The sequence below is a fragment of the Marinomonas arctica genome (assembly GCF_003259225.1).
Lineage (GTDB): Bacteria > Pseudomonadota > Gammaproteobacteria > Pseudomonadales > Marinomonadaceae > Marinomonas > Marinomonas arctica.
In genome coordinates, this window is sequence record NZ_QHJF01000029.1 from 90,876 (window position 1) to 101,055 (window position 10,180).

Sequence of the window (10,180 nt, forward strand, 5' to 3'; positions counted from 1 at the left end):
GATATTCACGCAATGCAACTTTCATTCACACTATGTAAAAACAACCCTTGCCACAATTAAAAAAAATGCAAAGAATCATTGCCAAAAAAGCATGACTATGGCGAAATAACAAAAATCATAAAATCCAACAAAAGCTACTAATAGTCGATAAAATGCAGGAAAAGCACGATGAAAGCCGCATTACGCTTACAAGACACCGCTCTACGCTATTTTTTAGAAGTTGCCAGGTATGGCTCTATTAGTGAAGCATCTTTGCACCTAAATGTGGCAGCCAGCGCAATAAGTAGGCAGATAAATAGCCTAGAAGATATTCTTGGCACAACCCTGTTTGAACGCCGTCCTCGCGGCATGGAATTGAGTGCGGCTGGTGAAATGTTAGCCGTGTATGCACGTAAGAACGCACTAGAATCGGACAGAGTGGTGTCGGAAATAGCGGCATTGGAGGGATTGAACAGAGGCCATGTAAATATCTCCTGTTCGGAAGGTTTTGCGATGGAGTTCTTACCACGTAACATTGCAAATTTTCGAAAAAAACACGAAGGTATTCATTTTCACATCAATGTCAGCTCACCTGCGGAAGTATCGCGGCGTGTTAGTCATGGCGATGCTGACATAGGTGTTACTTTAAATTTGTCTCCCGCCAAAGACATCCAAGTCGCCTATCGACAACCCTCACCCGTCGTTGCTGTTGTCCACCCAAACCACCCACTGGCTAACAAAAAAACCGTCACCCTTGCACAATTGCAGCCCTATCCGATTGCCTTGCCAGAAGAAAACACAACCGTAAGACAACTGTTTGATATCTGTTGCAGTCGTTTGAATCTATTATTCGATCCAGTTTTAGTCTCCAACAACATGGCGACATTAAATCGCTTTACGACTTATGAAGGCGGCGTGCATCTTGCGGGGGAAATCTCTATGCGCCATCAACTGGCTGCTAACGAACTGGTTGCGATCCCCATTCGGGATAGAGGCATGGACATACGCAACATTGAGGTGCAAACCCTTTCAGGCAGAACCTTACCCGCTGCCGTAAGAGTATTTTTAAATTACATGATTGAAAAAATGCAGCATGAAGAAAACATTGAAGACAGGCATTCAGCGCTTTCTTAAAAGCGCCGCTGCCCCTATTAAAATAAAAGAACAGCCAAAGAAAACAAATGCGCTTTAAGAAAGCAAGGCTTGGCCCTTTTGATAATAGGCTTGTCTTTCTTCTTCCGGCACCATGTCACCACCTGTTGCCCACATAATATGCGTGGCTTGCGACATTTTATCGTCCAGTTGGTGGGCTATTAGGTAATCATGTCTTTCTGTTAACACTCGCAGCATACCGCTTACACCTGCGGCGCCAGACGGTTCCACAGGAATGCCTTCTGCATCCACCAGCATGGCCAAATGACGATACATATTATCATCAGAAACCGTATAAACCCCACTGAGCAGAGAATCCATCATTGGACCAACGAAAGCGGAGGGCCGACCAACCGCCAACCCATCGGCACAAGTTTGGTTATCTATGCCCAGCTCTTGTACCGAAATACCATTATGCAAACCTGTTTCCATACCTAAAACCATGCAAGGTGAATGCGTCGGTTCGGCAAAAAAACAATGCACATAATCACCAAACACTTGCTTCAAACCAAAGGTTATGCCACCTGGCGCACCACCAACACCGCAAGGCAAATAGACAAACAAAGGATGGTCTTTACCAACTTTGACACCCTGCTCGACTAGCTGTTTTTGCAAACGTAACGCCGCCACGCTGTAACCTAGAAATAACGACTTCGAATCTTCATCATCGATAAAATACGCGGTGTCTTTTTGCATGGCTTCTTGTCGTCCTTGCTCTACAGCAACACCATAATCCGCCGTATGTTCCACGACATTGACACCTTTACGTCTCAGCAAGGCTTTTTTCCATTCACGGGCATCTGACGACATATGAACCGTGACATCAAAGCCCAGTTTGGCACTCATAATGCCGATGCTTAAACCAAGATTTCCAGTTGAGCCAACTACAATCTGGTGTTGTGAAAACAAGCCTCGAAACAAGTCTGAATCAAATGTTCGATAATCATCACTGGTTTTTAATAAGCCATTGGCTAGTGCCAAACGTTCCGCATGCAACAAAACCTCATATATGCCACCGCGCGCTTTGATAGAGCCCGCAATCGGCAATTGATTGTCGCACTTCATCATTAAACGGCCGGGGATTTCTAGATTCATCGAATCCGACAACGCAATCTGCATAGCAGGAATCGCTTTTAATTCCGATTCAATGATGCCGTTAGTGACCGCCGTTTCGGGAAAGACTTGCGCAAGATAAGGCGCAAAACGAGTCAGTCGATCCGACGCATCAAGCATGTCTGACATTTGTAGGGACAGCTTAGATTGCGCCTGCTCAAAGCGCACTTTTCTCGGATTAAACCAAGTGATTTCCTGCAACGCAATAAGCGACTGCACAACAGAATTAGAAATATAGTCAGTCACTTACCTACTCCATTAAAGATCTCTGGAACTTACTAAAAAATAAATCGTTAAAACCCCATAAAACCTTCAGCATGCTTTAACGCGGGCAAACGAGACAACAGAGCAATATCGACTCTTGGACGCGCTAAATCAGGCGTTTTGTCTAACAAGGCTTCTAGCGATTTGGCAAACGCCAAGGTGGATAAATCATCACCACGTCGGCCAATGATCTGTAGACCAAACGGCATATTATTTTTGTCTCGGCCAACTGGCAAAGTCACAGACGGATGCCCGGTTAAAGTCGAGGCATACGCCATAGAAAGCCAGTGATAATAGCTTTGTGTCGACTTACCATCAATCTTCTCAGGGTAAAGTTCATGCCAATTTCGCGGGCTAATGGTGGTGGTTGGCGCAAGGATAAAGTCATATTCTTCGAAAAACATCTGCCACGCACGATACATGACGGTTTGTTTGTTCAGTGCACTCACCACATCTAAGGCACTATAAGACTCCCCCTCTGCAATGTTCATCAGAATATTCGGCCCCATTTGATCTGGGTATTGGTGAGATAAATCACGGTGATGACCCGAAAAATTAAGCGCTCTTAGCACAGCAAAAATATGATCGGCATGGTCACAGCTGGGGTGAGCATTGTCACATTGGGCGAATACAGCACCAAACTTGTCGATCTTTTCTTGGAAAGATTCTTTAATCAGCTTTTCCGTCATGGCAAAGCCAAAGTCATTAGTAAACGCCACTTTCGCGCTGCTCAAATCGCAGTCTGGCAAATGACGATAAGCATCGGCGTTATGTTGCCCAACACCTTCCACCACTGACACCCAAGGATCGCGACGATCAGGTCGAATCATCTGCGATAGCATCAAACCAACATCTTCAACAGAACGCGCCATTGGTCCATTGGTTGATATAGGAATTAAGCCAATTGGCCGACTGTGTCCCGGCACCACGCCCGGTGACGGACGAAAACCCACCACACCACAAAAAGCCGCTGGGTTACGCAAGCTGCCACCTGTATCGGATCCGGTGGCGAGTGATATCATGCCACACGCCAAGGCCACCGCCGAACCACCAGACGATCCCGCCGCTGAACGTGTTACATCAAAGGGATTCGCGGTGGCACCATACACGGCATTGCGCGTATTACCACCTGCGCTCCATTCTGGATTATTGGTTTTGCCTAATGGCAAGGCACCTGCCTGACGTAACTGTGCGACCATTGGGTCATCCGATGTGGCCATGTTATCTTTGTAAATTGTACTACCGAACGTTGTTGGGAACCCCTTAAGGTCAACCATGTCTTTTACGCCCAGTGGCAAACCATGTAACGCCCCCAGCGACTTGCCTTTCTCGATGGCTTTTTGAGCTTGCTTTGCTTGGGCCATTAAATCGTCTGGATCACAAGCAACGATCGCGTTCACGGCATGATTCACTGCATTCATTCGTGTAATACAGCTTTGTGCTAGCTCCATCACAGACAACGACTTTTGTGCCATCAAGCGACGCGCCTCAGCGGCATTTAAATCACACGCTTCCATCCATACCTTCTTAGTGAGTTATTCACATCATCATTAAAATAAAACGATGTTAAGCCTCAAAAAAACATCGAAAAAGCGGAATAATTCGAAGGTATCCATGCCTTTTAGGCAAGGCTGCTCACGCCATGGAAATAAGTAAAGTATCCCAGCCTTTTCCACCCAATGAGCCAAATAATTAAAAAAATAGTGAATCCCACCATAACAGCGCAGCCGTTTTCTTAAGGAACCTTAAGAAAACGCGCTTTTTGAACATCAAAATAAGCTTACTTACTCTCAAAAAATAAAACATAACCACATGATTTAAATAGACTTTTATCTTTTAAAATCAGACTGATTATTTTTTATGAAAATTCATAAAAAATAATCAGTCATAAGGTTCCCTTAATGCTAATCCTCTAATCTGAAGCTATATAAATTAAGGGGTATCCCATTATGCAGCCTTCAGATTCAGTACATACCAACCTTCAGCGGAACAAAGTCGCGACACCGACCATGCCCTATGAATTTGTTGCCGCCAGCATGGACGGTGGTACTCGGCGTGATTTAGAGAACTTCGTAAAAGACGGTTTTGCGAAAAAATATCAAGCAGATATCAACACGTTTATGCCCATTCTGCTTGGCATCAGGGCACAAGGGCTAAGAGCCGTTATGGGGGTTCGCCGTGGTAATCAGCCATTGTTTGTCGAACAGTATTTGCCCATGTCGATTACCGAGAGCCTGCAAAAACACGGCATTTGGACAGAACGAACAAATGTAGCGGAATTGGGCAATCTGTACAGCCAAAACCAACGTTTTACCTTGCCATTGTTAATGACGGTGGTCATGGGGCTGTATCTGTCTGAGGTAAATTATTTGGTCTTTGCTGGCACAGATAAGGTACGTCAACTGCTTGGTAAGCTGAAATTACCACTGACTTTTTTAGCGGATGCCAACCCAGCCTTACTACAAGATGACGGAACGCAATGGGGCAGCTATTACGACAACAATCCCAAGGTCATGTTTTTGGACGTAAAAAAAGCCGTCGCCCTTGCCCTGCAACAGCCAGAACTGGAAGCCTTAATGGATCTGGTCCAAGCCAACTTTCAACATTTATTGCTACAGCTAAGGAACGCATAATGTGGTATTTCTCTTCACCCGAATGGGCCAATAAAATCGCCCTAATACAACAGGACAAACAGCTAACCTATCAAGAGCTAGCCAATGCCGTATCTGCTCGTAAAAACTGGCTATTAGCACAGCAAGTGTCTCGTGTGGCGATCGCCATGGATAACACCATTGAGTGGGTGTTGTTTGATTTGGCCTGCCAAGCTGCAGAACTATGCTGCGTGCCAGTCCCCAGCTTTTTCAGCCAGCAACAAACCGCTCATTTGCTCAATGAAAGCGGCATCGAATTGATGCTGACACAAGACAACAACAGTCCAGCTAACCATGACGCAACAGACAGCCCATTTGATGGCGTTTTCATCACTCGTTTAGTCGTACAAAACGAGCCAGAGATTCCAATTGGCACTCATAAAATCACCTTCACTTCAGGCACCACAGGGCAACCAAAAGGTGTTTGTTTGAGCAACGAAGCACAGCTCAATGTCACCCGCTCGATTGCAGACACCGTGGCGTTAGAAGAGGTTCGTCATTTATGTCTATTGCCTTTGGCGACCTTGCTTGAGAACATCGCTGGAGTGTATTCGCCACTCTTGGTAGGCGGAACCATCATTCTAGCCAGCCAAGAAGAGCGTGGTTTTAGTGGCAGTCGTTTGGCTCAGCCACAGCAGTTACTGACATTGATCAGCCAGCAGCAACCGACCAGTTTAATTTTGGTTCCAGAGTTACTTTCGCTGTTTGTGGGCGCTTGCTTGCAAGGCTGGAAACCGCCGACCTCTTTGCGATTTATCGCCGTTGGTGGCGGTAAAGTCGCAGCAGGTTTGGTGCAAAAAGCACACGCTCTTGGTTTACCAGTTTATCAAGGTTACGGCTTGTCTGAATGCGCGTCTGTGGTGTCATTAAATACACCTGCGCAACAGGACCAAGCCTCCGCTGGTGCCGTCTTGCCCCACAATCAACTGCACATTGAACAAGACGAATTGGTCATCACTGGCAACCTTTTCCTTGGTTACCTCAATCAACCAGAAAGCTTTTATCCACAAGAAGTACGTACCGGCGATTTAGTCAGCTTAAACAATGGCTTCTTAAGCATTGATGGGCGCCAGAAGAACATCATCATTAACTCGTTTGGTCGTAACTTATCACCAGAATGGGTCGAAGCCGAAATCATGGCAACGGGGTATTTCCGCGAAACCTTGGTGTTTGGCGAAGCCAAACCTCATTGCGGCGCCTTACTCAGCCCAGCCGTTGCGAATATCACCGAAGAACAAATTCAACAGGTAATTTCCATGGTGAATCAACACTTGCCAGACTACGCCACTATTGGCACTTGGCTTGCGTTAGCTCAACCATTGAGGAGCATTCCGGGCATGGTCACCGCCACAGGAAAACCGATTCGAGACAAAATCTTGGCACATTTTTCTGACCAAATTGAATCTCTCTACACAGACACTTTTTCACCATTAAGCACTGCATCAGGAGCAACACTATGACTCTTTACCAACGCCTACAACAAGAAACCCTAGCTGAAAGACAATACTTGGTGACCTCGCCTATTATTCAGCGCTGTTTCCATGGCCAAATCACTTTAGAAAACTATGTCGACTTTTTGACTCAAGCCTATCATCACGTCAAACACACCGTGCCATTATTGATGGCTGTGGGTAGCCGTTTACCGGAAGAAAAAGAATGGTTACGAGAAGCCGTTGGTGAATACATTGAAGAAGAAATGGGTCATCAAGAATGGATCCTAAACGACATCGCTGCCTGCGGTGCGGATAAAGAAGCGGTTCGCAAAAGCCAACCGGCGTCGGCAACGGAATTGATGGTGGCGTACGCCTATGATGCGGTCAATCGTATTAATCCATTGCGTTTTTTCGGTATGGTATTCGTGCTAGAAGGCACCAGTATTGCTTTGGCGGACAACGCCGCAGGACAGATCAAAAAAAAACTCGACCTACCGGCGAATGCTTTTGGTTACTTGCGTTCACACGGCTCGTTGGATCAAGAACACATCGTCTTCTTTGAAAATCTGATGAATAAAATCACCGATAAACACGAGCAAGATCAGATCATTCACAGCGCAAAAATGTTTTTCAAATTGTACGCCAATATTTTCCGTGAGCTAGACAATGCGGCGGCGCAAGCCGATGCGGCATAGGAGAAGCATGATGCAGTGGCAACAACAAACCTGTTTATTAACGGGCGCGACGGGCGGCATAGGCCAAGCCATCGCGCAAGCCTTAGCCAACAAAGGGGTGCGTTTGATTCTGCAAGGTCGAAGTGAATCGCGCTTACAAGCACTTAGTCGGTCGCTGCCTGGTGAACATAAGATACTGGTGGCGGACATCACCACAATCCAAGGCCGTGAAAAGATCTGCAGTATGGCTGAATTGAACGCCATCAGTATGCTGATTAACAATGCAGGAGTTGGGCAATTCTCCTTGTTGGAAGACACAGAAGAAACCGTCATTGTAGACACCTTAGAAGCCAACTTATTGGCACCGATATTACTCACTCAGGCATTACTGCCTGTGTTGCAAAAAACCAATCAACGACAAGTCATACCATCGTACTTGGTCAACATTGGCTCAGCCTTTGGCAGCATTGGTTTCGCCGGACAATCGATTTACTGCGCCAGCAAATTTGGTCTACGCGGTTTTACTGAAGCCTTGTACCGTGAATTAGCAGATACCAATGTTCATGTGAGCTACTTTGCGCCACGGGCCACCGCCACAAGCATTAATAGCGATCAGGCCATGGCCATGAACAATGCACTGGGCAATCACGTCGATTCACCAGAAGACGTTGCTCAAGCCTTAATTCAACAACTTGAAAAAGGTCATGCCAGACAGTTTGTCGGCTTTCCTGAAACGCTCTTTGTCAAAATCAACGGCGCTTTTCCACACATCGCAGACAAAGCACTGCTTAAAAAACTGCCTATTATTAAACGCTTTTTACGTCCTAAAAAAGACGTCGAGCACACCACACAAGAGGTATTATCATGAAATCATTCATCACCGCTGGCCTACTCACTCTCGGCTTAGTTTCATCCACTTGGGCGGCGGATACCGCGAGCCTGTTAACGATTCAACAACGTTGGGCGTTCATTAATTATCAACTGCAAGACAGTGCCAAAGAAGCCGCGTTTAACGACTTGGCGACCAGGGCGCAAGAACAAGTAAATGCCGAACCGAACAACCCAGACAAGCTGATTTGGCTTGGCATTATTCAATCCAGCACCGCAGGCGCAAAAGGCGGATTAGGGGCGTTATCCCTAGCAGAAGCCGCAAAAAAATCATTCGAATCCGCCATGAGTATCAACCCCAAAGCGTTATCGGGTTCTGCCATGACCAGCTTAGGCGTGCTGTACCATAAAGTACCTGGTTGGCCGATTGGGTTTGGTGATGACAAAAAAGCTAAAGAACTCCTAGTGCAATCCTATAAACTGAACCCAACAGGCATAGATAGCAATTATTTCCTAGCGGAATTTTTATACGACGATGGTGATTATCAGGGCGCCAAACAGCATCTAGACATCGCAAAAAAAGCCGCCCCAAGACCAGACCGCCCAATTGCCGATATGGGCCGCCACAAAGAAATAGAGGCTTTAATGGCAAAGGTGAATAAAGAGCTATAGCAAAAGATATCAACTTGTCATGGCCGTCCAATGATCAAAATGGTCGGCCTTTTTTTATGAACATAGGTTTTATCCTGACAAGAACTGACAAGCAGCACAGATCGCGTTATTCTACGATCCATCATCTAGGAAACTCAGCTCATGTCAGAACCCTTTAAGAACCTCTTCAATAGCAAAGTGATCCACAACATGGCAGACCACTTTTGGCGCCATTGGAAAGACTTCAACAAACAAGGTTTTATCGATGCCGCATCGCATCAGCTTGACGCACTGGAACTGAAAGCTCGCTCACAGCAAATCACCAGCGCCATGGAAGCGTATCTGCCTAAGGATTTTGACCACGCTGGACAAATATTACTCGCTAGCCTCGCGCCAGAGTTACCACAAGAAGGGGAAAATGAGCAGGACGGCATTTCGGGATGGGCCGTCATGCCAATGGGCGATTATGTGGGCATCCATGGCCTAGCACATCATGACCTTTCGATGACCCTACTCAATGCCATGACACGTCGCTTTACCTCTGAATTTAGCATTCGGTTTTTCTTACTGGCCTCCCAAGACAAAACCCTCGATACCCTCAAAAGCTGGCTCAAAGACGACAACAAACATGTGCGTCGTTTGATCTCGGAAGGCACTCGCCCACGCTTGCCTTGGGCCATGCAATTGCCGCAATTTATACAAAATCCAGCGCCTGTTATTGCGTTACTTGAAGCCCTCAAGGACGACCCAGAAGACTACGTGCGTCGCTCGGTGGCCAACAATCTTAATGACATTGCCAAAGACCACCCCGACCTTGTGGCAGACATCGCCAAACAATGGATGCAAGGCGCTAACACAAATCGGCAAAAGTTAATTCGTCATGCTTGTCGTACCTTATTAAAACAAGGCCACCCCAAGGTGCTCGAAGTGTTTGGTTATGAAAAACCAGAGCTAGGCAAGATTGAACTGGAAATACAGCAAGAACAGATTGCGCTAAATGAGAATCTTGAATTTTCACTCAAAATACAATCCATCAGCGACCAAGATCAAACCTTGATGATCGACTACGTGATTCACCACCAAAAGAAAAACGGCACCACATCACCCAAGGTATTTAAATGGAAAAAAATCACGTTACCCGCAAAGAAAACACTTTCGATGAGCAAAAAGCACCCCTTTAAGATCATCACCACGCGAGTCTATTATGAAGGGGAGCACGCAATAGACATGCTTATTAATGGTCAACCGATGGCCAAAAAGCATTTCTTTTTATCCACGGATTAACCCACCATCACACAATTACGTCCCGCCCCCTTGGCTTCGTAGAGCAACACATCAGCGCGCTTGACTATTTGGTGTTGATCGTCGAAGTCTTGGTAATCGGTCACACCACTACTAATGGTAAAATGCGGAATGTGGTCTATTTTCAAAGTGG

Annotated in this window: 9 protein-coding genes; 7 read left to right on the plus strand and 2 right to left on the minus strand. The window is 46.2% G+C overall.

The annotated features are described in order from the left end of the window. The first annotated feature begins 168 nt into the window (after positions 1 to 168). Entirely contained in the window at positions 169 to 1,113 is a 945-nt protein-coding gene (locus DK187_RS16635) for a LysR family transcriptional regulator (protein ID WP_111608456.1), read from the plus strand. A 54-nt stretch (positions 1,114 to 1,167) separates the two neighbouring features. Here the strand turns inward: DK187_RS16635 and DK187_RS16640 are convergent, their stop codons facing one another. Then, positions 1,168 to 2,490 carry a D-serine ammonia-lyase gene (locus DK187_RS16640; protein ID WP_111608457.1) on the minus strand — a complete coding sequence of 441 codons (1,323 nt, stop codon included), beginning with the start codon at positions 2,488 to 2,490 and terminating at the stop codon, positions 1,168 to 1,170. Between the two features lie 47 nt (positions 2,491 to 2,537). Further along, complete coding sequence (locus DK187_RS16645; RefSeq protein WP_111608458.1) at positions 2,538 to 4,025, minus strand: amidase; 1,488 nt, start codon at positions 4,023 to 4,025, stop codon at positions 2,538 to 2,540. Positions 4,026 to 4,457: 432 nt separating this feature from the next. Between DK187_RS16645 and DK187_RS16650 the strand changes: the two genes are divergently transcribed. From DK187_RS16650 to DK187_RS16675, 6 genes are all read left to right on the plus strand, one after another. Next, positions 4,458 to 5,141 carry a thermostable hemolysin gene (locus DK187_RS16650; protein ID WP_111608459.1) on the plus strand — a complete coding sequence of 228 codons (684 nt, stop codon included), beginning with the start codon at positions 4,458 to 4,460 and terminating at the stop codon, positions 5,139 to 5,141. Next, positions 5,141 to 6,619, plus strand: a complete 1,479-nt coding sequence (locus tag DK187_RS16655; protein WP_111608460.1) for an AMP-binding protein — start codon at positions 5,141 to 5,143, stop codon at positions 6,617 to 6,619. The genes DK187_RS16650 and DK187_RS16655 overlap by 1 nt, the downstream gene beginning before the upstream one ends. Further along, positions 6,616 to 7,287 (plus strand): iron-containing redox enzyme family protein, encoded by a 672-nt coding sequence (locus tag DK187_RS16660; RefSeq protein ID WP_111608461.1) that lies wholly within the window; start codon positions 6,616 to 6,618, stop codon positions 7,285 to 7,287. The genes DK187_RS16655 and DK187_RS16660 overlap by 4 nt, the downstream gene beginning before the upstream one ends. Positions 7,288 to 7,294: 7 nt before the next feature. Further along, positions 7,295 to 8,134, plus strand: a complete 840-nt coding sequence (locus DK187_RS16665) for an SDR family oxidoreductase (RefSeq protein WP_204355644.1) — start codon at positions 7,295 to 7,297, stop codon at positions 8,132 to 8,134. Further along, complete coding sequence (locus tag DK187_RS16670; RefSeq protein ID WP_111608463.1) at positions 8,131 to 8,766, plus strand: tetratricopeptide repeat protein; 636 nt, start codon at positions 8,131 to 8,133, stop codon at positions 8,764 to 8,766. The genes DK187_RS16665 and DK187_RS16670 overlap by 4 nt, the downstream gene beginning before the upstream one ends. 141 nt (positions 8,767 to 8,907) lie before the next feature. Continuing rightward, on the plus strand, positions 8,908 to 10,029 hold the full coding sequence (locus tag DK187_RS16675) for a DNA alkylation repair protein (protein ID WP_111608464.1): 1,122 nt from the start codon (positions 8,908 to 8,910) through the stop codon (positions 10,027 to 10,029). Positions 10,030 to 10,180: the final 151 nt, after the last annotated feature.

What these genes read in the sequence shown, in the direction of transcription:
- DK187_RS16635 (WP_111608456.1), top strand. Translation starts at nt 169, where the DNA reads ATGAAAGCCGCATTACGCTTACAAGACACCGCTCTACGCTATTTTTTA.
- DK187_RS16645 (WP_111608458.1), bottom strand. Translation starts at nt 4,025, where the DNA reads ATGGAAGCGTGTGATTTAAATGCCGCTGAGGCGCGTCGCTTGATGGCA.
- DK187_RS16650 (WP_111608459.1), top strand. Translation starts at nt 4,458, where the DNA reads ATGCAGCCTTCAGATTCAGTACATACCAACCTTCAGCGGAACAAAGTC.
- DK187_RS16655 (WP_111608460.1), top strand. Translation starts at nt 5,141, where the DNA reads ATGTGGTATTTCTCTTCACCCGAATGGGCCAATAAAATCGCCCTAATA.
- DK187_RS16660 (WP_111608461.1), top strand. Translation starts at nt 6,616, where the DNA reads ATGACTCTTTACCAACGCCTACAACAAGAAACCCTAGCTGAAAGACAA.
- DK187_RS16665 (WP_204355644.1), top strand. Translation starts at nt 7,295, where the DNA reads ATGATGCAGTGGCAACAACAAACCTGTTTATTAACGGGCGCGACGGGC.
- DK187_RS16670 (WP_111608463.1), top strand. Translation starts at nt 8,131, where the DNA reads ATGAAATCATTCATCACCGCTGGCCTACTCACTCTCGGCTTAGTTTCA.
- DK187_RS16675 (WP_111608464.1), top strand. Translation starts at nt 8,908, where the DNA reads ATGTCAGAACCCTTTAAGAACCTCTTCAATAGCAAAGTGATCCACAAC.